This is a genomic window from Nocardioides sp. NPDC000445, assembly GCF_040300245.1.
GTDB lineage: Bacteria > Actinomycetota > Actinomycetes > Propionibacteriales > Nocardioidaceae > Nocardioides.
In genome coordinates this window covers 250,864-273,129 of record NZ_JBEPDH010000004.1, presented here as the reverse complement: position 1 = coordinate 273,129, position 22,266 = coordinate 250,864, and the positions used below count along the sequence as shown (strand labels likewise).

20 protein-coding genes are annotated in these 22,266 nt (G+C 69.5%); 7 read left to right on the top strand and 13 right to left on the bottom strand.

The window, feature by feature from the left end:
* Window positions 1-24 precede the first annotated feature (24 nt).
* On the bottom strand, window positions 25-696 hold the full coding sequence (locus tag ABT304_RS07780) for a YceI family protein (protein WP_350714178.1): 672 nt from the start codon (window positions 694-696) through the stop codon (window positions 25-27).
* A 138-nt stretch (window positions 697-834) separates the two neighbouring features.
* Here ABT304_RS07780 and ABT304_RS07775 point away from each other — a divergent pair, with 138 nt between their 5' ends.
* The 3 genes from ABT304_RS07775 to ABT304_RS07765 are packed head-to-tail and all read left to right on the top strand — an operon-like array spanning window position 835 to window position 3,697.
* Window positions 835-2,019 carry an acyl-CoA dehydrogenase family protein gene (locus ABT304_RS07775; protein ID WP_350714176.1) on the top strand — a complete coding sequence of 395 codons (1,185 nt, stop codon included), beginning with the start codon at window positions 835-837 and terminating at the stop codon, window positions 2,017-2,019.
* Window positions 2,020-2,079: 60 nt separating this feature from the next.
* Complete coding sequence (locus ABT304_RS07770) at window positions 2,080-3,081, top strand: DUF389 domain-containing protein (RefSeq protein ID WP_350714174.1); 1,002 nt, start codon at window positions 2,080-2,082, stop codon at window positions 3,079-3,081.
* 37 nt (window positions 3,082-3,118) lie between these two features.
* Window positions 3,119-3,697: a TetR/AcrR family transcriptional regulator gene (locus ABT304_RS07765; RefSeq protein WP_350714172.1), complete on the top strand. Its 579-nt coding sequence runs from the start codon at window positions 3,119-3,121 to the stop codon at window positions 3,695-3,697.
* A gap of 22 nt (window positions 3,698-3,719) precedes the next feature.
* On the opposite strand, the gene ABT304_RS07760 is transcribed toward ABT304_RS07765, so the two are convergent.
* Both ABT304_RS07760 and ABT304_RS07755 read right to left on the bottom strand, forming a co-directional pair.
* The gene (locus ABT304_RS07760) at window positions 3,720-7,748 is read right to left on the bottom strand and encodes a tetratricopeptide repeat protein (RefSeq protein WP_350714171.1); all 4,029 of its coding nucleotides are present in this window, start codon (window positions 7,746-7,748) and stop codon (window positions 3,720-3,722) included.
* Window positions 7,749-7,834: 86 nt separating this feature from the next.
* Window positions 7,835-8,722: an AurF N-oxygenase family protein gene (locus tag ABT304_RS07755; RefSeq protein WP_350714169.1), complete on the bottom strand. Its 888-nt coding sequence runs from the start codon at window positions 8,720-8,722 to the stop codon at window positions 7,835-7,837.
* Between the two features lie 69 nt (window positions 8,723-8,791).
* Between ABT304_RS07755 and ABT304_RS07750 the strand changes: the two genes are divergently transcribed.
* Window positions 8,792-9,472 (top strand): TetR/AcrR family transcriptional regulator, encoded by a 681-nt coding sequence (locus ABT304_RS07750; RefSeq protein ID WP_350714168.1) that lies wholly within the window; start codon window positions 8,792-8,794, stop codon window positions 9,470-9,472.
* Window positions 9,473-9,551: 79 nt separating this feature from the next.
* Window positions 9,552-9,827 carry a DUF4873 domain-containing protein gene (locus tag ABT304_RS07745; protein ID WP_350714166.1) on the top strand — a complete coding sequence of 92 codons (276 nt, stop codon included), beginning with the start codon at window positions 9,552-9,554 and terminating at the stop codon, window positions 9,825-9,827.
* A gap of 12 nt (window positions 9,828-9,839) precedes the next feature.
* On the opposite strand, the gene ABT304_RS07740 is transcribed toward ABT304_RS07745, so the two are convergent.
* The gene (locus tag ABT304_RS07740) at window positions 9,840-10,601 is read right to left on the bottom strand and encodes a sulfite exporter TauE/SafE family protein (RefSeq protein WP_350714164.1); all 762 of its coding nucleotides are present in this window, start codon (window positions 10,599-10,601) and stop codon (window positions 9,840-9,842) included.
* The gene (locus ABT304_RS07735) at window positions 10,598-11,299 is read right to left on the bottom strand and encodes a FadR/GntR family transcriptional regulator (RefSeq protein WP_350714162.1); all 702 of its coding nucleotides are present in this window, start codon (window positions 11,297-11,299) and stop codon (window positions 10,598-10,600) included. Before ABT304_RS07735 ends, ABT304_RS07740 begins: the two co-directional genes overlap by 4 nt.
* Window positions 11,300-11,409: 110 nt before the next feature.
* On the opposite strand from ABT304_RS07735, the gene ABT304_RS07730 reads away from it, so the two are divergent.
* Complete coding sequence (locus ABT304_RS07730) at window positions 11,410-12,738, top strand: SLC13 family permease (protein ID WP_350714160.1); 1,329 nt, start codon at window positions 11,410-11,412, stop codon at window positions 12,736-12,738.
* 5 nt (window positions 12,739-12,743) lie between these two features.
* The gene (locus ABT304_RS07725) at window positions 12,744-13,925 is read left to right on the top strand and encodes a CaiB/BaiF CoA transferase family protein (protein WP_350714159.1); all 1,182 of its coding nucleotides are present in this window, start codon (window positions 12,744-12,746) and stop codon (window positions 13,923-13,925) included.
* Window positions 13,926-13,935: 10 nt separating this feature from the next.
* Here the strand turns inward: ABT304_RS07725 and ABT304_RS07720 are convergent, their stop codons facing one another.
* The 8 genes from ABT304_RS07720 to ABT304_RS07685 all read right to left on the bottom strand — a co-directional run bounded on the left by ABT304_RS07720 (window position 13,936) and on the right by ABT304_RS07685 (window position 22,195).
* On the bottom strand, window positions 13,936-14,592 hold the full coding sequence (locus ABT304_RS07720; RefSeq protein WP_350714157.1) for a response regulator transcription factor: 657 nt from the start codon (window positions 14,590-14,592) through the stop codon (window positions 13,936-13,938).
* Between the two features lie 121 nt (window positions 14,593-14,713).
* Window positions 14,714-15,625 (bottom strand): type II secretion system F family protein, encoded by a 912-nt coding sequence (locus ABT304_RS07715; protein WP_350714156.1) that lies wholly within the window; start codon window positions 15,623-15,625, stop codon window positions 14,714-14,716.
* Window positions 15,622-17,202, bottom strand: coding sequence for a type II secretion system F family protein (locus ABT304_RS07710; RefSeq protein ID WP_350714155.1), 1,581 nt, complete (start codon window positions 17,200-17,202; stop codon window positions 15,622-15,624). The genes ABT304_RS07715 and ABT304_RS07710 overlap by 4 nt, the downstream gene beginning before the upstream one ends.
* A 47-nt stretch (window positions 17,203-17,249) precedes the next feature.
* Window positions 17,250-18,653 (bottom strand): TadA family conjugal transfer-associated ATPase, encoded by a 1,404-nt coding sequence (locus tag ABT304_RS07705; RefSeq protein ID WP_350714153.1) that lies wholly within the window; start codon window positions 18,651-18,653, stop codon window positions 17,250-17,252.
* Window positions 18,650-19,837 carry a CpaE/TadZ family protein gene (locus tag ABT304_RS07700; RefSeq protein WP_350714152.1) on the bottom strand — a complete coding sequence of 396 codons (1,188 nt, stop codon included), beginning with the start codon at window positions 19,835-19,837 and terminating at the stop codon, window positions 18,650-18,652. The genes ABT304_RS07705 and ABT304_RS07700 overlap by 4 nt, the downstream gene beginning before the upstream one ends.
* A gap of 13 nt (window positions 19,838-19,850) precedes the next feature.
* Window positions 19,851-20,636, bottom strand: coding sequence for a Flp pilus assembly protein CpaB (gene cpaB, locus ABT304_RS07695; protein ID WP_350714150.1), 786 nt, complete (start codon window positions 20,634-20,636; stop codon window positions 19,851-19,853).
* Window positions 20,637-20,660: 24 nt separating this feature from the next.
* Window positions 20,661-21,794 (bottom strand): pilus assembly protein TadG-related protein, encoded by a 1,134-nt coding sequence (locus ABT304_RS07690; protein ID WP_350714148.1) that lies wholly within the window; start codon window positions 21,792-21,794, stop codon window positions 20,661-20,663.
* Entirely contained in the window at window positions 21,782-22,195 is a 414-nt protein-coding gene (locus tag ABT304_RS07685) for a TadE/TadG family type IV pilus assembly protein (RefSeq protein ID WP_350714146.1), read from the bottom strand. Before ABT304_RS07685 ends, ABT304_RS07690 begins: the two co-directional genes overlap by 13 nt.
* Window positions 22,196-22,266: the final 71 nt, after the last annotated feature.

Sequence of the window (22,266 nt, the reverse complement as noted above, 5' to 3'; positions counted from 1 at the left end):
CACCCAGGATCCCAGAGTCCCGGATCAGCTCTTGGCCAGGTCGAGCGAGAACTCGACGCTGCCGGTGTCCTCGACGCTCACGAAGCCCAGGTTCGGCGCCTCGACGCCGAAGTCCGCGAAGGTGATCGGGACGCTGCCGACGACCTGGAGCGCGTTGATTCCGTCGCCGCCGACCTCGGCGTCGACGGTCACCGACTTCGTCTCGCCGTGCACGGTGAGGTCACCGACGAGCTCGACCTCGGTCGCGCCCTCCTCGAGGGTGGCGGGCTCGGTCAGCTCGAAGGTGGCGGTGGGGAACTGATCGGCCTCGATCGCGTTCTCGCGGAAGTAGCCGTCACGGTTGTCGGAGTCGGTGGCGATCGTCGCGACCTTGACCTCGACGTTCGCGTCGGTGACCTGGCCATCGGCGATGGTGACCTCGCCGGTGACGTCCTCGGTCCGGCCGGTGACGGTGACGTCCTCGCCCCGCAGCACCTCGTCGACGCGGTAGCCGGCGAAGGAGCCGTCCGAGACGGTCCATGTCCCGCTGCTGTCCGCGCCGTCCGCAGGCGCGGCCGACGCGCTGAGGCTGGGCTTGTCGGCGGCCGCGTCCTCGGCCCGGTCCGCGTACCAACCGGGTCCGAAGATCACCGCAGCGCCTCCGACCACGACCACTGCCGCACCGATCCCGACTGCTGCTTTCGTACGTGTCCGCACGCCGTTTCCTCTCGCCTGGAGGCTGACCCGATGCCGGCCTTCACCCCTACTACGGAGCGCGGTGGCGAACGGTTCAAACGACTTCCAGTGACGGGTGACACAATCGGCAGCGTCCTCTCTCGACCCCAAGGAGACCCCATGCCCCAGACCCCGCTCGAGCTCTTCGGCACCGAGGCACTCATCGGCGATGAGGACCGCGCGATCCGCGACACGGTGAGATCCTTCGCGGAGAAGGAGATCAAGCCGCACCTGGCGGGCTGGTTCGAGGCCGGCGAGGTCCCGGTCCGCGAGCTCGCTCCCGAGCTCGGCAAGCTGGGTGTGCTCGGGATGCATCTGGAGGGCTACGGCTGCGCGGGCACCAGCGCCACGGCGTACGGCCTGGCCTGCATGGAGCTCGAGGCGGCCGACTCCGGGATCCGGTCGCTGGTCTCCGTGCAGGGTTCGCTGGCGATGTTCGCCATCTGGAAGTGGGGGAGCGAGGAGCAGAAGCAGGAGTGGCTGCCGCGGATGGCCGCCGGCGAGGCGATCGGGTGCTTCGGTCTCACCGAGCCCGACTTCGGCTCCAACCCGGCCGGCATGCGGACTCGGGCCCGCCGAGATGCCTCGGGCGACTGGATCCTATCCGGCACCAAGATGTGGATCACCAACGCCCCGGTGGCCGACGTCGCCGTCGTCTGGGCCCAGACCGACGAGGGACCCGACGGCAAGGGGATCCGCGGCTTCGTGGTCCCCACCGACACCCCGGGCTTCTCGGCGCCGGTGATCAAGCAGAAGCTGTCCCTGCGCGCCTCGGTCACCGGCGAGATCGTCCTCGACGGCGTACGCCTCCCGGAGTCCGCCGCGTTCCCCGAGGTCAGGGGCTTGAAGGGTCCGCTGTCGTGCTTGAACGAGGCCCGCTTCGGCATCGTCTTCGGCGCCGTCGGCGCGGCCCGCGACTGCCTCGAGTCCGCCATCGCGTACGCCGCCTCACGCGAGATCTACGACAAGCCCCTGGCCGGATTCCAGATCACCCAGACCAAGCTCGCCGACATGACGCTCGAGCTCGGCAAGGCGATGCTCCTCGCTCTCCACCTGGGCCGCCTGAAGGACGAGGGCACCCTCCGCTCCGAGCAGATCTCCCTCGGCAAGCTCAACAACGTCCGCGAGGCCATCGCCATCGCTCGGGAGTGCCGCACCATCCTCGCCGCCGCCGGCGTCACCCTCGAGTACCCGATCCTGCGCCACGCCAACAACCTCGAGTCGGTCCTGACGTACGAGGGCACCAGCGAGGTCCACCAGCTCATCATCGGCCAGGCGCTCACGGGCGAGTCCGCCTTCCGCTGACGCTGATGCTCACCTGCTCCGGGGGAGCCGCGGCAGGTGAGCACGACGGATCCTTCGTGCATGACAGGAGCTCTGGCCGTCACGGCGGCTGACATATCGCGCATCACCGAACGCCTGTTCCTGACGGTGGGCGACCGTCGGCGCAACCTCACGGCGTTCTGGGTGCTGCTCGTGCTCGCCGGCGTCATCGCCGCCGCCGGAGTGGTCGCAGACTCCACCGCGACGGTCATCGGGGCCATGATCGTGGCGCCGCTGATGACGCCGATCCTCGGCACGGCGTTGGCGCTCGTCCTCGCGGATCGGCGCCAGCTGGTGACGAACATCGCGCTGGTGGTCGGTGCCGCGATCGCGGTCGTGCTCATCGGGTTCGTGATCGGACTGATGGTGCAGGTCGATGTCGTCGCGGCCACCAACAGCCAGGTCTCGGGCCGGGTGAGCCCGCGGCTGATCGATCTGCTTGCCGCCGTCGCGACCGGAATGGTCGGTGCGTTCGCCCTGGTGCGGCCCGACGTCTCCGACACCCTCCCTGGTGTGGCGATCGCCATCTCGCTGGTCCCGCCGCTCGCAGTTGTGGGGCTCACCCTCGAATCGGGCGCGGCCGGCGAGGCAGCCAGCGCCCTGCTCCTCTTCGGCACCAACGTGGCCGCGATCATCGCCACCGGGACGGTCCTGATGCTCGCGGCGGGTGTCCGCCATGTCGCCGCTGAGGCAGAAATCACCGACGTCCGGGTCGGTCGGCTCCGCGGGCGCTCCCTGGTCGCCGTCGCCGCCTCTCTCGTCCTGGTCGCTGTTCCGCTCGCGGCCGGCAGCGTTCGCGTTCTGCAGGAGCAGCGCCTGGTCAGCCAGGCCGAACCCATTGCCACCTCCTGGGCGGCGGCGAAGGGCTGGCAGGTGTCCGACGTGTTCCTCCGGGGGAGCTCCCTTCACGTGGTGGTGATCGGCGTCCCACCTGCTCCCGAGGGCAGCGAGCTCCGGTCGGCCTTCGACGCAGAGGGACTCGCTGACGTCGACGTCGAGCTCACCATCGTCGTCGGTGGATCCGAGACTCTCGATGGAGCATGACAGCTGCTCGAATGCCTAGCACTGCTAGGATCAAGCCATGTCGGTACAGGAGCGCAAGCAGCGCGAGCGGGCGGACCGCGAGCGGCTCATCGTGGCGACGGCGCGCGAGCTCGCCGAGCAGCAGGGCTGGGACGCGGTGACGACGCGCCGGCTCGCCGAGCGCATCGAATACAGCCAGCCGGTCCTGTACAGCCACTTTCGCGGCAAGCGCGAGATCATCGGTGCCGTCGCTCTCGAGGGCGCCTCGGAGATGGCCGCGGCGATGCGGTCGGCGACTGCGGCCGTGAGCGCTCCGCGCGAGCGAGTTGCCGCCCTCGCCCGCGCGTATCTCGACTTCGCCGAGCGCAACCCGGCGGTCTACGACGCTCTGTTCCAGCTCGACGGCGGCCTGGCGTACGCCCAGGAGGACACCCCCGAGCAGCTGAAGGACGCCTTCGCGGCGCTGATGGAGACACTGGGCGAGGTCGCCGGCGACGGCGTCGAGCCGGAGCTGTTCACCGAGGTCTTCTGGGCGTCCCTGCACGGACTGGCGACCCTGACCCGGTCGGGGCGCCTCCTGCCGGAGGACGCCGAGCGCCGGATCGAGCTGTTGGTCGACCGCCTCGCCGTGATCTGACGCGCGTTGATGGCCGAGAGTTTCAGAGGTCCTCGGTCAGGATGCTGAATTCGTTGTCCCCTGGGCAGGACCAGCCGATGGTCCACGTCGCCTCTTTCCGATGCCACGTCGCGGCCTCGGTCAAATCCCCTCGGAGATGAGTCAGTACGCCCAGCCCGTGCATCGCCGGGGCGTAGAGGGCATGGACCGACAGCGCCCGTTCGAACCACTCCTGTGCGACCTCGTAGTCTCCGCGCATCCCGGCCAGCATTCCGAGACCCGTCATCGGACATGGGGTGGCTGGATTCACCGTGATTGCGTCTCGGTAGTAGGCCTCCGCAGCTTCAAGATCGCCAGCCGCGGCTTCCAGGACGCCCAGGTTGTTCAGGGCGGTGTCATCGCGCGCGTCGACTGCGAGAGCCTGTTGATATCGAGTCCGAGCCAGAGACGGGTCCCCGGAACGGCGCGCGTTGACCCCGCTGCAGCACAACGCCCACGCGCTGCGCGGGTTGGCCTTCAAGGCCAGCTCGTACGCCTCGGTCGCCTGCTCGGACTGCCCCAAGACCTCTGCCAGGCGGCCCAGGTAGACCAACGGCTCGGCCGAAGCGGGACTCATTGCTTGTGCCTGCTCGAACCATCGGCGCGCTCGCTCGGCGTCCCCTTCGCGAAGCGCTAGGTCTCCGATCCTCGTGACGACCCACCTGTAGCTGGAGTCCGCATCGAGTGCGCGGTGGTACCAGTTCCGAGCTTCATCGACATCGCCATGGTCTTCGGCAAGCATGCCGTTGCCAGCCAGCGATGGAGCGTAACGAGGATCAGTCTCGAGCGCCTTGGTATACCACTCCTTCGCCTCGCCGACCTGGCCGTTTCCTCGCGCCAGATCACCAAGATGATCAAGTGCGAAGGCGAACTCAGGCTCGATGTCCAGCGCCCGCATGTAAAGGGATCGGGCTTTCCCGTCGTCGCCGCGGTCCTCGGCGATCTCGCCGAGCATTGTCATGCCCCAAACGTGCTTCGGATCGGCGTCCAACGCCTTTTGGTACCACGACTCTGCAGCGTCGACATCGCCAGACTCCTGGGCGAGCAAGCCGAGCTGAGACAGAGCAAAGGCGTACTCAGTGTCGATCTCGAGGGCATGGTGATACCACTCCTGGGCCTCGGCCATGCGGCCGCGACGGCGCGCAAGATCCCCGAGTAGGACCATTACCCAGGCATTCTCCGGGTTGGCCGCCAGCGCCTGCTCGTGCCAGGCGCGTGCGGAGTCAACTTCGCCCGCGTCTTCAGCGAGTAGCCCTAGACCGGTCAATGAGTACACATACTCGGGATCGACGACGAGCGCCCGTCGGTACCACCCTTCGGCTTCTGTGGTGTGGCCGTTCTTACGGGCGAGGTCCCCGAGGCCGTCCATGGCGAAGGCGTTCTCGGGATCGGCCTCCAAGGTCCTCTCGTACCAGGAGCGTGCTTCGTCAGTCCGGCCTGACTTCTCGGCCAAGAACCCCAACTGCATCATCGCCCAGGCGTAGGTCGGGTCAGCTTCCAACGCCCTCTCATACCAGGAACGTGCATCTTCGACGGCGCCCGCCTCAGCATCGAGGAACCCGAGCTCGGCCATTGCCCAGGCGTATGTCGGATTTGCTTCCAGCGCCTTCATGCACCACAAGCGTTCCTCGATAAAGTCACCGGCGTCCCGGGCAAGCTTGGCTTGTCCAGCATGGGCGATGGCGTACGTGGGATCTACGTCGAGTGCCTTGGCGTACCACTCCTTGGCCTCCGCGGGCTTGTGGTCGGTTCGAGCAAGGTCTCCGAGATCGACCATGAGCCAGGCGTAGGCGCTGCCTGTGTCAAGCGCCTTCTCGTACCATTCACGCGCGCCGGCGACGTCACCTGACTCTGCGGCAAGTGATCCAAGCTGTGCCATCGCCCACGCGTAGTTCGGAGCGGAATCCAGCGCGCTCTGGTACCACCGGCGCGCTTCGGCGGCATCGCCAGTGCGCTCGGCAAGGAGCCCGAGGCCAGCCATCGAGAACTCGTACGTCGGGTCGATCTCCAGCGCGCGGCGATACGAGCGCTCCGCTGCCGCAACGTTGCCCTCTTCGCGCTCGAGGTCACCCAGGTAATCCATCGCCTCAACGCTTCTGGGGTCGGCGGCAACAGCACGCTCGAACCACGATCGAGCGGATTCCCTGTCGTCTCGCCGGAGGGCCACTCGGCCCATGGCCCCCATAGCGCTGGCATCAGTCGGATCAACGCTCAGCGCGTGTGTGCACCAACGCTCGGCGGCATCCAGGTCTCCGGAGTCAAGGGCAAGCGAGCCGAGACTCAGCGGTGCCTTGAGGAAGGTCGGGTCCGCCTTCATGGCCCTGCGGAACCAGCGCTCTGCCTCTGAGGTGTTCCCGGCGCGGTTCTCGAGTCTGCCGATTCCGTCCATCGCTCGCGCATGCTTGGGGTCGGCCTCCAGTGCGCGCTCGTACCATCGGCGTGCACCCTCCGGATCATCGTTGGATCCCGCAACCGCCCCCAGCCCCGCCAGAGCTCTGGCGTGACCAGGGTCTTCTGCTATGGCGTTGTCGTACCACGTCTTCGCCGAAACGAAGTCTCGGTCGTCGGCATAGAGATCGCCGAGCACGGCCATTGCCGTCGAGCTGCCTCGTTGCGCTGCGGTCTCCGCGGTCAGCCGGGCGCCCGCCGCGTCGTGTCGGGCATAGAGGGTCTGCGCTATCGATCCGGCCGCCTGCGGAGAGGCAGCATCCACGATGATCCGGAGACGAGCATAAGCGAGGTCGGCTCCGGACGAGGCGCGCTGGAGGAGCATGTCCGAGACCGTGTAGCCACCGACCCGCGGCTCGAGAAGACTGATCGCCCCGCTCGCGGGCGGGCGTACGCCGTTGACCGACTCCGTGGCCCAGGCGATGCCCTCCTTCAGCCAGTCGTCGCTCACTGCGTCCGGCGGTTCCGGCGTCAGCGCAGCCTGCTGCGCAGGAGTGAGCGAGTTCCAGGCCAGAGCCCTGATCACGTCGAGTGGGACCGGGACCGGGTGCTCGGCGCGAAGCGAATCCAGACAGGCGTGCACCACGGCTGTGCCGTAGGTGTTGCCGCCGAGGTCGAGCTTCCTGAACAGCGCGGGCGCTGCCGCGAGCACCTGCGTCATCGGCAGCTCGCCTGTGTAGTCGGCGGCCTCGGCCAGCCGCGAGTCGGAGATGCCGAGGCCGGCGGCGGCCTGCTTCTCGGCATCCGTGAAATCATCCGGCATCGTGATGACCGTCGCCTGGTTGGTGAGGATCTCTCGGGCGTCGAAGGTCCGATCGGAGCGCGCCGCTTCACCATCCCCGGGCGGGCGAATGAGCTCGTCGTAGATCTCCGGCCAGATGGTCCCGACGATCATTACCGGAGCCTTGCCGTTGAGCAGCCGTCGGACCTCTGCGAGCCGGAGCCGCTCTGGGCCGAGGAAGCGCTTGATCTCGTCGAGCCACACGACCGTCTCGCCGAGGCTGCTCCCGTCCGCGAGTACGCCGACGAGCTGGTCGTAGTCGGACGGAGCGAAGAGGCGCCAGCTCGGTGCCGTCGTCTTGAGGCTCTCCCACAGGCTCCGCGACTTTCCGCGCCCGGACCGTCCGTGAACGATCACGAGCCCGCCTCGCTGCTTCGCTTGGGCCAGGGCGTTGCGCAGCTGTGCATCGACCTCTCGTGCGACGTACGTCGGGAGCGTCTCGGAGAGATCTGGATCTGTCTCAACGCCGGCGGTGAGAGCAATCGCGGGATGGATGCCGAGGTCGCGTACTACGGTGTCGTCGGCGATCTCCTTGACCTGCGGGAACTTGCGAGAGGAACCGTGGTAGCTCTCCCGGCTCTTGATCTGGGACTCACGCCTGGTCTGTGCGAGCTCCTCGGCACGTCTGATCCGACCACCCAGCACCTCTTGGGCGAGACCGACGACGATCGCTCCCGCACCCAGCAGCGCCGGCACGAACCAGCCTTCGGCCCCTAGCTGTCCTTTCGCAGCAGTGAACCCCGAGATCACCAGCGCGACGATCCCGAATCCCACGAGGGCCAGCCATGGTGACCTGAAGTTCACGGAGTCATGCTGGCAAGGTTGACCGCGAGCCCGCAACAGAACTTCGGCGCTGCCGCCCGCCGGATCTGGGAAACCGGCTCCCCAGGTCAGCTCCGCGGCACAAGAAACGATGCCCGCCAGAGCTTGCGGTCCTTCGCTGAGACCATCCCGTGCTCGGTGAGGTACGGCATCATCTTCTCGCCCATCCAGGCCAGCGTCGCGCGGTAGTGCTCATTGCCGAGCGCCTCGCGGCGGGCCGTCATCGGGTCGAGGCCGACGGCCGCGTAGCAGTCCGGGTGGACCAGTGAGCGCGCCATCACGTAGGCCGAGCGGGCGGTGAGGTTCTGGTGCATCCGGAGCTGCGTACGCCCCATCTTCTGCGACATCGCCGCGGCGAGCTCCTCGCGAGCGAAGGTGACGTGGCGGGCCTCCTCGGTGACGTGGATGCGGGAGGCCATCCGGGTCAGCGGCTGGCAGCGCTCGTCCTTCATCAGCTCACGCTGCCACCGGTCGAGCGGCTCCTCACCGACGAGGGTCGCCGAGAAGACGCTGGGTCCGTGCAGCAGCGGAGCGAGCTTCCCGATGCGCAGGACGGCGGGCCTGGGGCCGTACGCCGGTGCGCCCATCGCCGCAATCGCGCGGCCGAACATCACCGAGTGGCGGGTCTCGTCCCCGATCTCGGTCAGCGCGTACTGGGTGCGCGCCGTCCGTGGGTCAGCGCCGTAGACCTCGCGAAGCAGCAGCTGCATCAGCAGCACCTCGAACCACAGTCCGACGCTCATGATGCTGGCCACCTCGTGCCGCGAGAGCTCGAGCCGCTGCTCCTGGCTGAGCCGGTCCCAGGTCGGGGTGCCGTAGAGGGAGACGCGCTCGGGCTGCATCCACCACAGTCCCTCGACGGGCGCGGCGTCCCAGTCGAGGTCGACCTCCGGGTCGTAGGACTGACGTGCGGTCGAGCGCAGGAGCCGGTCGGAGGTGGGGTCGGCGATGGTCATTCTTCTCCCAAGCTGAGTGATCGAACTACGTGTTACCCAAAGTTACGGGTAATTGCTAGAGTGCAGGACATGACACGGAAGGTCAAGGACGACGGCCGCTCCTCACGCTGGGATGCGCACCGCGAGACCAGACGGGCGGAGCTGGTGGCGGCAGCCGTACGCGCCGTCGACTCGGCCGGGACTGAGGTCTCGATCGCCGACATCGCCGCGGAGGCCGGGGTCAGCAAGCCGGTGCTCTATCGCTACTTCGCCGACAAGGCCGAGCTGCACGCAGCGGTGGGGATGTGGGCAGCCCAGCAGATCCTCGACGCGGTCGTCGACGCCGTGCTCGCTCCGGCTTCGACCCGCCAGCGCGTCGAGGCCGGGGTCGCCGCGTACGTCCAGACCATCGCCGAGCACCCCAACGTCTACCTTCTCGTGGTGCGCCAGCACACCGGCGGCACCGACCCGCTGGCGGACGGCAAGCAGCTCATCGCGGCGACCTTCGCGCGGCTGCTCGGCGACACCTTCGGCCGCCTCGGCGTCGACGCAGCCGGCGCCGAGCCGTGGGCCCACAGCCTGGTCGGGATCGGTGAGTCCGCGGGCCAGTGGTGGCTCGAGCGGCGCACCATGTCCCGCGCCGCGTTCACCCGCTATCTGAGCGAGTTCGTCTGGCACGCGCTCGAGGGCACCACCGCCGAGTACGGCGTCGACCTGAGCGCCCTGGACCGCCCCGAGATCGTCACCCCACTGCGAAAGAGCCCCCGATGAGCGAGCGTCAGCGAGCGACCATAGGATCTTTCATCGGGCCGCGTCCGTATTCTGGCGCTTGCGCTACGGAGGTGGCCCGATGAGCGAGCACGAGCCCCGCCATCTCTACGACGGTCCCGCGCGCCTCGAGTCCGAGAACGGCACCTGGGAGGTCGACGTCGCGCTGCGCGGCGTCTTCCAGCCGATCGATGGCCACTTCCACTGGTACGGCCGCGTCGGCACGACCCTCGACGGCGTACGCAACGGCCAGAGCGTCACTGTCCGCACCGACCATGGCGAGGCCGAGGGGCGGCTCTCCGACATCGACCCCTGGGGACGGTTCCGGCTCTCCGGGACGGGAATGCCGCCGTTCTGACGCCGCGGAACCTCAGCGCACGAGCATGAGCGTCGCGGCGCCGATCCCGACGACGACGATCAGTGACCGCAGGACCGTGGCCGGCAGCCGCCGGCCGATGTGCGCCCCCACGTACCCGCCCACGACCGACCCTGCGGCCAGCAGGGCCACGGCCCGCCAGTCGAGCTCGGCGATGGCCAGGAAGATCACCGTCGCGACCACGTTCGAGGCCATCACGGCGAGGGTCTTGAGGGCGTTGACCGTACGGAACTCCAGGTCGGTGCCGAGCCCGAGCACGGCCATCATCATCACCCCGGACCCGGCGCCGAAGTAGCCGCCGTAAGCGCCGGTCAGCGTCGCGAAGACCGTGGTGAACCCGGAGATCCGCACCCGCGGCTCGTCATCGGTGGCGTGCTGGCGCAGGAAGCGGCTCAGCCGCGGCTGCACCCCCACGAGTACGCAGGTGCCCAGGATCAGCCACGGCACGACCGCCTCGAAGACCGATCCCGGCAACCACAGCAGCAGCAACGCCCCGGCGATGCTGCCGCCGCCCGCGGTCAGCAGGACGGCGGCCGTCACGCCCGGATGCTCGGCCAGCTCTCGCCGGTAGCCGAAGGAGCCGCTGAGCCCGGCCGGCGTCATCCCGACCGTGTTCGAGGTGTTGGCCACGACCGGCGGGAGACCGACCGCGACCAGGACCGGGAAGCTGAGCAGCGACGCGACGCCGACGGTGGAGGTGAGGATGCCCGCACCCAGTCCCGCGGCGAGCACGACGAGCTGGTCGACCGGCGTCATGCGTCGCGGAGCAGCGCCACGTCGCTGACCAGCATGACGTGGCCGTGCATCGCAGCAGCCGCCGCTGCGGCGTCGCCGGCGGCGATCGCATCGGCGATCTTCTGGTGGCCGGCGAGCGAGGTCTTGGGCCGGTCGGGCTGGGAGAGCGACTCGATGCGGGTCTCGCGGATCAGCTCGCTGATCTCGGACATCATCTGCTCGAGCAGAGGGGAGTGGGCCGCCTGCGTCACCGCCCGGTGGAACAGCTCGTCGCCCTGGACGCCGCGCCCGCCACCCGTGATGTCCTCGTCCATCGCCCTCAGCGCCACGTCGATGCGGTCCAGGTCCTCCTGCGTACGCCGCTGCGCCGCCAGCGCGGCGAGCTTCGTCTCGAGCGCGTCGCGCGCCTCGATGACGTCGGGGATCCGCTCCGCGTGCGCCCGGATCGCATCGGTGATGCGCTCGACCCGGGGCTTGTCGGTCAGCACCGTGCCGTCGCCGTGGCGTACCGCGACGACGCCGATGACCTCGAGCGCGACCAGGGCCTGGCTGAGGGTCGCTCGGCTCACGCCGAGGCTGGTGGCGAGCTGTCTCTCCGGCGGCAGCCGGTCTCCGGACTTCAGGTCGTTCTCCGAGATCCAGGCCGTGATCTGCTCCGCGACCTGCTCATACAGGCGGGTTCGCTGCAGTGGACGTGGAAAGCGCGCGGACTCACTCATGGCTACAGGGTATTGACGTTCGGCCGATTGTCCTATTGGCTAGGCCACTGAGCCGATGGTGATGCGAGTCACACCGGTGCCAGACGGGGGCCAAACAGAAGGGAAGTCCGATGGGACCGGAATGGGTGGCGATCATCGCGCTGGTCGCCTTGTTCGTGGCAGGCACGTTGCTGCCGATCAACATGGGAGCGCTCGCGTACGTCGCAGCGTGGCTCGTCGGGATGTTCGCGCTGAACCTCGACGAGAAGGAGATCCTGGCCGGAGTCAGCGCTGACCTGATCCTGACGCTGATAGGCGTGACCTATCTGTTCGCGATCGCGAGGAACAACGGGACGGTCGACCTGATCGTCAGCAGTGCCGTACGCGCGGTGGGCGGCAGGGTCGCACTGATCCCGTGGGTGATGTTCGGCGTGACCGCGCTGCTGACCGCCATGGGTGCCGCCAGCCCGGCGGCCTGCGCGATCGTCGGGCCGGTGGCGCTCGGGTTCGCCGGCCGCTACAAGATCAACCCGCTGATGATGGGCATGTTCGTCGTGCACGGCGCCCAGGGCGGTGGCTTCTCACCGATCAGCATCTACGGCACGATCACCAACTCGGTCATGGTCGACAACGGCCTGCCCGCCAGCGAGATGACGATCTTCGTCGCCAGCCTGGTGGTCAACCTGATCATGGCGACCATCCTGTTCTTCGCCCTCGGCGGTCGATCGCTGATGAGCATGCGGCTCGACCCCGATGAGGCGGCCGGCGCCGCGGCCGGCGTACCGGGCGAGCTGCACGAGGGCGGCGTGACCGTCCCGGCCCGCGGCTACGGCACCCTCGCCCCGACCGGGACCAAGCCCGGAATCCGCACCGAGCAGGTCCTCACCCTGGCCGCCTTCGTGATCGTCGCCGCCGTCGCCCTGTTCTTCGACAAGAACATCGGCTTCGCCTCGATCACCGCCGCGACCGTCCTGGCCGCGCTCTCGCCGAGCCAGCACAAGGACGCCATCCGCCAGATCGCCTGGCCCACGGTGCTTCTGGTCGCCGGCGTCTCGACGTACGCCACGATCCTCAACACCGCCGGATCGCCGGAGTTCGTGGGCGGCTGGGCGGCGAGCCTGGGCGTCGCGGCCGTCGGCGCGCTCATCCTCTGCTACGTCGGCGCGGTCGTCTCCGCGTTCGCCTCCTCGACGGCGCTGCTGCCCATCATCATCCCGATCTCGGTGCCCTTGATCGCCGAGGGCGGAATCTCCGCCGCCATGTTCGTGGCCGCGCTGGCGATCTCCTCGACCATCGTCGACGTGAGCCCGTTCTCCACCAACGGAGCGCTGATGCTCGCCAACCGGCCCGACACCATCACCGAGGAGCGCTACTACAAGCAGATCCTCGGCTACAGCGTCATCGTGGTGATCGTCGGTCCCCTCCTGGTCTGGGCCACCATGGTCCTCCCGGGCTGGTGACGCGCATGCGTGGACCACTCGACGACGTCGTCGTCCTCGACCTCTCCCGCGCTCTGGCCGGGCCGCACGCCGCGATGATGATGGGCGACCTCGGCGCCCGCGTGATCAAGGTGGAGGCGCCCGGACACGGCGACGACACCCGTGGCTGGGGCCCGCCGTTCGTGGGGGAGGAGGGGCAGCGGGAGGCGACGTACTTCCTCTCCGCCAACCGCAACAAGGAGTCGATCACCCTCGATCTCAAGGACTCCGACGACAAGGACGTGCTGCTGCGCCTGGTCGACCGGGCCGACGTGCTCATCGAGAACTTCCGCACCGGAGTCCTGGACCGGCTCGGGCTCGGCATCGACGAGCTCCAGGCCCGTAACCCGCGCCTCGTCGTGCTCTCGATCACCGGGTTCGGCCACGACGGCCCCGAGGGCGGCCGGTCCGGCTACGACCAGATCGCGCAGGGCGAGGCCGGTCTGATGTCGCTCACCGGATCCGGTCCCGACGACCCCCAACGGGTCGGCACCCCGATCGCCGATCTGCTGGCGGGGATGTACGGCGCCTACGGTCTGCTCGCCGCGCTCCACGAGCGCGACCGCACCGGCCGCGGCACGGTCGTACGCACCTCGCTGCTCTCCGCCGTGGTCGGCGTCCACGGTTTCCAGGGCACTCGCTGGACCGTGGCAGGCGAGGTCGGGCGAGCCCAGGGAAACCATCACCCGAGCATCTCGCCGTACGGCCTGTTCCGCTGCGCCGACGGGACCGTGCAGATCGCCGTGGGCAGCGAGGGGCTGTGGCGGAGGTTCTGCACCGCCTTCGACATCTCACCGGACCTCGAGGGCATGGCCACCAACCCCGAGCGGGCGGCCAACCGGGAGAAGGTCGTCGAGCTCGTCGAGACGCTCTTCGCGCCCTGGCCGGCCGAGGAGCTGCTCGTCAAGCTCGCCGAGGCCGGTGTCCCGGCCGGCAAGGTCCGCTCCCTGGACGAGGTCTACGCCTGGGAGCAGACCGCCAGCCAGGGCCTGCTGATCGACGTCGACCACTCGACCCTCGGCCACCTGACCCTCCCCGGACCGCCGCTGCGGTTCTTCGCCGACGGGGCGGAGGTGACCCCCACCGACCACGCCGCGCCGCCCACCCTCGACCAGCACGGTCCCGGGCTGCGTACGTGGGTGGGTGAGGGTTCCGACGAACCCGGGTAGCCGCAGGCCCTCACCAGCCGTCCGCGCCGGCGAGCGCGGGCGGCCGGAGCAGACCGCGTTCCATGGCCGCCATCAGCGCCTGGGAGCGGCTGTTGGCGCCGAGCTTGTCGTAGAGGCGGGCCACGTAGGTCTTCGCGGTCGAGTTGCTCACGTGCAGGGTGCGGGCCAGCAGCGGGATGGTCAGTCCGCGCTGCAGCAGGCGCAGGACCTCCGCCTCGCGAGCGCTCAGCGGAGAGGAGTCCCGGGCGTCGCGCAGCCGGACGAGCGCGGCGGCGAGGCCGGGTGCCGTGAACGACCGTGCCGCGACCCCGGCATGCCGGATGGCGCAGACGATCTCCGTTGCCGACGCGGTCTTGGGCACGAATGCGGACACGCCGGTCTCCATGGCCCGGAACAGGACGTCGTCCTCGCCGAAGGAGGTCAGCACCACGATCCCCAGCTCGGGGAAGCGGTCCCGCAGCTCGCGCGCGAGCGTGAGCCCGTTGCGGTCGGGCAGGCTGACGTCCACGGTGACGACGTCGGGCATCAGCTCCCCGACCAGCGCGACCGCCTCGGCCGCGCTGCTCGCCTCACCGATGATCTCGATGTCCTGCTGTTGGTGCATCAGTTGTGACAGTCCGAATCGGTGCAGCGTGTGCCCGTCGACCGTCACGAGTCGAATCGTCATGAGGCCCTCCCCGTCCTACGTGATCGCGACAAGAACAAGGAAGCCATGCCAAGGGTGCGAATCCGAGTGCAAACCGGTTGCAGGACGGTTGCAGAGACCAACTGGGCACCGTCACACGGGACTACCCGCTGAACATCTTCAGGATCGACAGGACCGCGGGTCCGAGGACGACGATGAACAGCGCCGGGAAGATGCAGAACATCATCGGGAAGAGGATCTTGACGGGGAGCTTCTGGGCCTTCTCCTCGGCGAGCTGACGGTGCTTGGTCCGCATCTCCTTCGACTGCTCGTGCAGGACCTGGCCGGTCGGGACGCCGAGGTCGGACGCCTGGACCATCGCGGAGACGAACGCCCGCAGCTCGACCACGGTCGTCCGGTCCGCGAGCGCCCGGAGGGCTTCGACCCGCGACTTGCCGAGCTGCATCTCCTGCAGCATCCGCACGCACTCCGCTGCCATCGGGCCTTGCGTGTTCCGCGCGACCTGGGCCAGCGCGGCGTCGAACCCGAGCCCCGCCTCGACGCACACGGTCAGCATGTCCAGTGTGTTCGGCAGTTGCTTGCGCATCACGGCCTGGCGCTTGGAGCCGGCGTTGTAGAGGAGGAGATCGGGGAGGAAGAACCCGACGGGCGCGCCGAGCAGACCGAAGCCGACGACCGCGACCCCCGACCGCGATCCGAGCAGCGCTCCGAGCGCTGCTCCGGCGATCAGCCCCAGCCCCTTGTAGGCGAGCACCTTCTCCACCGGCCAGCCACGCGGACTGCCCGCGAGGCTGAGCCGGCGGCTGATCGACGCCGGCACTCCGGCCGGCGACAGCTTCGCGGCGAGCTGTCCCAGCCGGACCAGCAGGGTCGGTAGCGCGACTCCGTCGCCACCGGGCGCAATGCCCGGCTGCCCGCTTCCGTAGTAGAGCTCGATCGACTCGAGCCCGTTGGTCACCCGCCGGTTCGCGGGCCCCCACGTCATCGACAGACCGATGGCGCCGAGTGCGATCGCGACAGCCAGGGCCGCGACACCGAGTGTCAGCACGCTCATTCCTCCACCTTGATCAGCTGGTTCATCCAGAACCAGCCCACGGACAGGCTCCCCACACCGATGACGATCAGCACCCAGCCGAGCGGCGTGGTGTAGAGCGGTGCGATGTACTCGCGGCTGCTGAGCAGCATCCAGCCGGCGAGCAGGATCGGGAGCGCGATCAGGACGTACGCCGACATCCGGCCCTCGGCCGAGAGCGCCTTGACCTGTCGGCGCAGATTCGCCCGCTCTCGCATGGTCCCGGCCGTCGTCTCGAGGAGACCGGCCAGGTTGCCGCCGACCTCACGCTGGATCCGGATCGCCATCACGACCCAGGCGAAGTCGGCGGACCTCATCCGCCCGGCCGCCTTGTCCAGCGCGTCCTCCACCGACATGCCGAGCCGCGTCCTGGCGAGGGCGCGGGCGAGCTCGTCGGCGATCGGTGCGGTGCCGTCGCGCACCACCCCGTCGAGCGCCTGCGGCAGCGAGAAGCCGGTGCGGAGGGCGGAGACCAGGAGGTTCAGCGTGTCCGGGAGCTGCTCCGCGAACGCTCCGCGCCGGCGGGAGATGCGGAATCTCAGGTAGGACCGGGTGGCGAACCAGATGAGCACGGCCACGGGCACGGCCACGTACCAGGCCGCCCCGATGATCATGCTGACCACACCCAGGGCGATGCTCGCACCTGCGCGGACGACCAGCCACTCCGAGGGCTTCAACGACATTCCGGCGAGGTCGAGGTCGGTGGCGACCTGCTCGCGTCGGCCCCGCGAGCTGAGGATGAGCTCGCTGAAGGTGATCGCGTGCCGCAGCGGCGAGGTCCAGGCGTCCTCGCCCGGCGGAGCCGCTCCGGCCGCTGCCACGCGATAGCGCGCCAAGATGGCGAGCCCTCGCTCCCGTCGACGGTCCCGGCGCAACGGACCCAGCACCGCGAACGCCCCGCCGGCCAGCCCCGCGAAGAGCGCGACGATGCCCACCGACAGCAGCCACCCGGGCGGCACCGCGGCCGGGGCTGCCGCCCGCGGTGCGGGCACCAGCTCCGCGGCCCGGTCCTGCGTCTCCTCCGCCGTCAGCAGCCGCCCACCTGTGCTGTCGACCAGCTGTGCGCGCGCGTCTGAGGCCGGGACCGAGTCGAGGGCCCCCACGTCGAGCGTGATCCCGTACTTCCGCAGAAGTGCCTGGGCCTCCTGGAGCGTCCGCTTGCTGTCGGTGTCCTCGCCGTCGGTCAGCAGCAGCATCTTGCGAGTTCCGGGTGACTTGGCGAGCGTCTGCGCGCCCAGAGTGATGGCGTCGTAGAGATAGGTGCTGCCCTGAGCCTGCGCAGCCCGCACCTCGGCGTCGACGCGATCCCGGTCGACGGTGGGTGAGACCGCCAGCCGAGGTGGCCCCGAGAAGGTCACCAGTCCTGCGGGGATGTCGTCGGGCAGGGCGTCGAGATAGCGCTCGGCCGCCGTCTGCGCCGACGTCAACCGCTCGCCCTGCATGGATCCGCTCGCGTCGAGCAGGATGACGACCGAGGCGCCGCCCGGCTGTGCGTCGACCGCGGCCGCGGCAGCGGGCGTCGCGAGGGACACCAGCAGCGCGAGCGCAGCGCCGAGCATCGCCCGTCGGCCGGGCCGTACCACCGCTCGGGCGGACCTGTCCGGATTCACCGCTGGCCCTCGAAGTCGCCGAGCCGCTCGGGCATGACGATGCCGAAGTGCTCGAGCCGGTCGGAGAAGCTCGGCCGCAGTCCGGTCGAACGCAGCGTCCCTCGGAACCGGCCGTGCTCGTCGACCCCGGCACCGAAGTCGAACGTGAACAGGTCCTGCAGGGTCAGCACATCGCCCTCCATCCCGGTCACCTCGGTGATGTGGGTGATCCTTCGGGTGCCGTCCTTGAGGCGAGCCTGCTGGATGATCAGGTCGATGCCCGAGGCGATCTGCTCCCGGATCGCGCGGCTCGGCAGCTCGATGCCCGCCATCAGGACCATCGTCTCCAGGCGCGAGGCCGTGTCGCGTGGTGAGTTGGCGTGCACGGTCGTCAGCGACCCGTCGTGGCCGGTGTTCATCGCCTGGAGCATGTCGAGGGCCGCGCCGTCGCGTACCTCACCGACGACGATCCGCTCTGGCCGCATCCGTAGCGCGTTGCGGACCAGGTTGCGGATCGTGATCTCGCCGCGGCCCTCGGTGTTGGACGGCCGCGACTCCAGCCGCACGACGTGGTCCTGGCGCAGTTGCAGCTCTGCCGCGTCCTCGATGGTCACGATGCGCTCGTCGTGCGGAAGGAACGACGACAGTACGTTGAGCGTGGTCGTCTTCCCCGAGCCGGTGCCGCCACTGACGATGATGTTCAGCCGGCCCCGCACGCAGGCCGAGAGCAGGTCGGCGACCGGCCTGGTCATCGTGCCGAACCTGATCAGGTCCGCGACCGTGAACGGGTCGGCGGAGAACTTCCGGATGGTCAGGCTCGACCCGTCGAGCGCGATGGGGGACACGACGGCGTTGACCCGGCTGCCATCGGCCAGTCGGGCGTCGACCATGGGGCTGGCCTCGTCCACGCGCCGCCCGACCCGCGCGACGATCTTGTCGATGACGCGCCTCAGGTGGTTCTCGTCGGCGAACGCCGCAGCCACCGGGGACAGGCGGCCCGAGCGCTCCACGTAGATCCGGTCCGGGCCGTTGACCATGATCTCGGTGATCCCGGGGTCCCGCAGCAGCGGCTCGAGCGGGCCGTGACCGAGGATCTCGTTCCCGACCTCCTCGGCGAGACGGAGGCGGTCCGCGGCGGTCAGCGGGGTGTCCTCCCGCTCCAGCACGCTCTTGACCGTCACCCGCACCCGCTGCGCCAGGTCGTCCTCGGCGAGCTGGTCGGTGTACAGGCTCGGCCCGAGCTCCTCGAGCAGGTTGTCGTGCACGCTCCGCTTGAGCTCGGCGAACGGGTCGGTGTGGCGGGCCGCGCGTACGGCCGGATCGACCGGCTCGGGGGTCGCCTCTGCCGGCGCCACGTGTGCTGCAACCTGCTCCCGGCCGGGCCGTTGCTCGGCAAGGCGGTCGCTCAGTCGCATGCTCATGCGCCTCTCCCGCTTCGAGAGCCGACGGCACGCCACCGGCGAGGCGGGGCCTTGGGCGTCTGCACCTGGGGCACCTGCGGGCCGTCCATGCGCAGAGCTCCGAACTTCTGGATCGCGACGCTGACGCGGTGCGACGGCTTCTCGGCCGCGATCGGAACGCCGCGGTTGAAGGAGGCGGCGACCTCGAGATTGTTGGGAATCCTGGCCGCGAGCTGGCTGCGCAGCGCCTGCTCGACGTCGCCAGCCGTGATCCCGACCCGATCGTCCTCGCGGTTGAGGACGATGCTGCGGGTCGCCTTGGGGTACGAGAGCAGGTCGAGCATGTCGAGGGTGAGCCGGAGGTTCTTCATCGCCGCCAGGTCCGGCGTCGTCAGCAGCACATGGTGGTCGCTCCCGTCGAGCGCGCGGAGCACGTGCTCGTTGAACTGCGGCGGCGTGTCCACCACGACGTAGTCGAACATCCCGCGCAGCACGCCGAGCAGGTCGTCGATCACGGCAGCCGGAAGCTTCTCGGCGTCGCCGGGCTCCACCGGGGCGAGCACACACTCCAGGCCGGGGCGGAAGCTGGTGAGCAGGCCGGCCACACCGGTCGCGTCCATGTTCTCGCCCATCGCGACGGCGTCCACCAGGGTCCGCCTGGGCTCGAGCTGAAGCGAGATCGCGATGTCACCGAAGGCGAGGTCGAGGTCGACCAGGCACACTCGGCGGGCACCGTTGGCGTGCAGCGTGACCGCCAGGTTCGTGGCCAGCGTGGTCTTGCCGCAGCCGCCTTTGGCGCTGAAGACGGTGATGACCTTCGCCTCACTGGCCGTTGCTGCCTCCGCGGGCAGCAGGATCGACTCCGAGAGCCGGCGGGAGCGCCGGCAGGCGTCCGCGAGCCCGGGCAGGTCGCCGGTGGCGACGAGCTCGCGGATGCCGGCCTGCATCGCGTACGCATAGGTCTCGACGTCGAGCACGGGGCGGATCGCCACGACACCGACGAGGGGTCGCGTCAGACGCAGATCGGTCGCGAAGCCGGCGGCCTCCTCGAAGGCGATCTCCGGCCCGACGACGACGAGTCTCTCGGCCGGAAGCTGTTCGAGCAGCTCCCGGACACGGGGCAGGGTGGCGGCAGTCAGGACTCCGGTGCCGAGGGCGACGACCAGGTCGTCGCCGGGCTGGGACGGGGTGCAGAGGATGGTCATGTCGCTGTCTCACTCAACTCTCGGTGCGGGTCATGGATCGGGTGTCGGCGCCGCGGCCAGGCTTGACCTTGGACGTGTCGGACAGCAGCGCGAGATGGAGCGAGCCGGTCTCGGAACGGAGGATCAGCCGCTCCGCGTCGTGCTGGTCGACGGCCATGGTGACGAGCACGCCGACCTGCTGGCCGCCGGCCGCGGCGGCCTCCTTGGCCGACGCTGCGTCCTTGACCGGAGCGCCGCCGATGGCGAGCACCTCGACACGGGGCAGCAGCACGCGGGTGATCTGGATGTCCCCGCGCTTCTTGGGAAGGCCGTCGCCGGTGGGCCGGCCCTGCGCGTTGCCCTCTGTATAGGTGTCGAACACGGCCACCTCGGACCCGGCCTTCACGTAACCCGCGACGTCCTGGGTCGCACCGAGCGAGACGGTGACCGCGACCATGCCGTCAGGGACGGTCAGACCGGACGGGTTGGGCCGGTTCTTGTCGAACATCGAGCGCAGCACGAGCTGGCCGGGCGCGATGTCCGCGACGGCGACCAGCTGCGCGAGGTCCGCGGGGATCTCGCTCAGTACGCCCGCAGGCACGGTGTCGGCCGGCATCTGCTCGGTCCGCAGCAGGCCGGTGTCGACGGCCTTCCCGGCCTCGGTGCCGGCCGGTACCGCCTGATCGGCGATGAGGACAGTCACGGCCTGCTTCCCGGCCATTGCGCGGGCATCCGCACCGCGGACGTACCAGAAGACCGACATGGTGCCCACCACCGCGAGCAGCAGCGCGAGGCCCAGGACGAGGACGGAACGTTTCATGGTGTGTCTCTTCTCTTTCGTTGCTCAGCCGATGACCTGGACCGTCGTGGCGCCCAAGTCCGGCCCGCCGAGCACGGTGTCTGCCGTGGTGACGAGGTCTTTGGTGAAGTAGCCGAAGACGCACTTGGCCGCGCTGGAGGCGGAGGAGCACTTCTTCCGTCCGGTCAGGGTCGAGGTCGCCTTGAAGCCCGCCAGGTCGTAGCCCGTGACCACGAACGCTGCGAACCCGTGCATCTGGTACGTGGCGTTGCTTCCGGTTCCCTGGGCGACGTCGAAGATCGGGATCATGATGGGTTCCCCGGAGGTCCGCGCCACCGACAACAGCTGCTCGCACGTCGCCCCCGACACGCCGGGGTCCGCCGAGAACGACCCGTCGATGTCGACGTCGACCTCGCAGTCGCTGTTGGCCAGCCAGCCGAAGCCGCCGGGAAGGTCTCCGCCCGAGGGGCTGCCGGGGCAGGGGATCGGATCGCCGTGGTCCGCCTTGACGGACAGGACGCGCTCGTAGCTCGCGTCCGCGGGGGCCGGTGGTGCCGGCGCGAAGTCGACGCCGTCTCCGGTGGCGTACTGCCACTCGCAGAACGAGATCGTCAGCGGGAGCGTGACGGCAGCCCTCGGGCCGCCCCAGGCGGCACGTGCGCAGGCCAGCACGCCACGGCCGTCGTAGTCGTCGCCGCGCAGGATCTTGCCGAACGCTGGGGGCAGCACCGTCGAGTCGTCGTCCTGCCGGGTGGTGGTACGGACCTCGACGAAGTTGCCCGGTGCCGGCGGACGGCTACCGAGACACGCGCTGGACTCCGCGTCGTCGGCCGGGCACGGCGTCAGGAACCCGGCGGCCGTGTTTCCGCACACGAGGCTCGCATCGGCCTTGCCATCGCTCGCGTCGTTGTCCCCGGCCAGCTCGGTGGCGATCTGCTGTGCGTCCGGGGCGCAGCCGTCGGCGTCCCCGCAGTCCTGGGCGAGCGCGAGCGCTGCCGCGTCGGCACCGTTCTGGAGCTCGGCCCGCTCGACGTAGAGCATGCCGGTGTCGACGACCAGGGCGCCGATGCCGAGCAGCAGTCCGAGGCCGAGCACGATCGCGACCAAGGTCGACACCGCTCCGCGGTCGTCACCTCCCCGCCCGGTGCGGTCGATGGTGCGCTTGATCAGCCGAGGCATCGCATGACTCCTCTACCGGTGAGCTGCACCGACGATCCGATGCCGCCGCCGAACATGTCGGCGATGCTCCCGATCGGGGTGGCGAAGGTGAAGTTCTGGTTCGCGAGGACGACCGCATCGTCGGTCGGACCCGGATTCGCCGGACAGGCCGTGACCGAGACGGTCACGCCGCTCAGCGGCTCGGCGGCAGCACGCGCCCTGTCCGCGGCGCCCGGCTGTTGAAGAGCAGCCAGACGTACGCCTTCTCGAGCTGCCTGGGTGAGCGCGATCTGCGCGTTCAGCGCCCGGCCGAAGTCGATGAGCCCGAACAGCACGAGCAGCAGCAGCGGCAGCACGAGCGCGAACTCGACCGCGGCGGCGCCGCGGTCGGCCCGCTCGGGGCGGCTGAGGATGCGTGACATTCGGGTTTCCTTTGAGGCGAGGGGTGAGAAGAGTCGAGAGGGCCGACCGGCGGTCGGCCCTCTCGACCAGG

Bases quoted from the DNA above. Each gene is read 5' to 3' on its own strand.
- ABT304_RS07775 (WP_350714176.1), top strand. From the start codon at position 835: ATGCCCCAGACCCCGCTCGAGCTCTTCGGCACCGAGGCACTCATCGGC.
- ABT304_RS07770 (WP_350714174.1), top strand. From the start codon at position 2,080: ATGACAGGAGCTCTGGCCGTCACGGCGGCTGACATATCGCGCATCACC.
- ABT304_RS07765 (WP_350714172.1), top strand. From the start codon at position 3,119: ATGTCGGTACAGGAGCGCAAGCAGCGCGAGCGGGCGGACCGCGAGCGG.
- ABT304_RS07755 (WP_350714169.1), bottom strand. From the start codon at position 8,722: ATGACCATCGCCGACCCCACCTCCGACCGGCTCCTGCGCTCGACCGCA.
- ABT304_RS07750 (WP_350714168.1), top strand. From the start codon at position 8,792: ATGACACGGAAGGTCAAGGACGACGGCCGCTCCTCACGCTGGGATGCG.
- ABT304_RS07745 (WP_350714166.1), top strand. From the start codon at position 9,552: ATGAGCGAGCACGAGCCCCGCCATCTCTACGACGGTCCCGCGCGCCTC.
- ABT304_RS07740 (WP_350714164.1), bottom strand. From the start codon at position 10,601: ATGACGCCGGTCGACCAGCTCGTCGTGCTCGCCGCGGGACTGGGTGCG.
- ABT304_RS07735 (WP_350714162.1), bottom strand. From the start codon at position 11,299: ATGAGTGAGTCCGCGCGCTTTCCACGTCCACTGCAGCGAACCCGCCTG.
- ABT304_RS07730 (WP_350714160.1), top strand. From the start codon at position 11,410: ATGGGACCGGAATGGGTGGCGATCATCGCGCTGGTCGCCTTGTTCGTG.
- ABT304_RS07725 (WP_350714159.1), top strand. From the start codon at position 12,744: ATGCGTGGACCACTCGACGACGTCGTCGTCCTCGACCTCTCCCGCGCT.
- ABT304_RS07720 (WP_350714157.1), bottom strand. From the start codon at position 14,592: ATGACGATTCGACTCGTGACGGTCGACGGGCACACGCTGCACCGATTC.
- ABT304_RS07715 (WP_350714156.1), bottom strand. From the start codon at position 15,625: ATGAGCGTGCTGACACTCGGTGTCGCGGCCCTGGCTGTCGCGATCGCA.
- ABT304_RS07710 (WP_350714155.1), bottom strand. From the start codon at position 17,202: ATGCTCGGCGCTGCGCTCGCGCTGCTGGTGTCCCTCGCGACGCCCGCT.
- ABT304_RS07705 (WP_350714153.1), bottom strand. From the start codon at position 18,653: ATGAGCATGCGACTGAGCGACCGCCTTGCCGAGCAACGGCCCGGCCGG.
- ABT304_RS07700 (WP_350714152.1), bottom strand. From the start codon at position 19,837: ATGACCATCCTCTGCACCCCGTCCCAGCCCGGCGACGACCTGGTCGTC.
- cpaB (WP_350714150.1), bottom strand. From the start codon at position 20,636: ATGAAACGTTCCGTCCTCGTCCTGGGCCTCGCGCTGCTGCTCGCGGTG.
- ABT304_RS07690 (WP_350714148.1), bottom strand. From the start codon at position 21,794: ATGCCTCGGCTGATCAAGCGCACCATCGACCGCACCGGGCGGGGAGGT.
- ABT304_RS07685 (WP_350714146.1), bottom strand. From the start codon at position 22,195: ATGTCACGCATCCTCAGCCGCCCCGAGCGGGCCGACCGCGGCGCCGCC.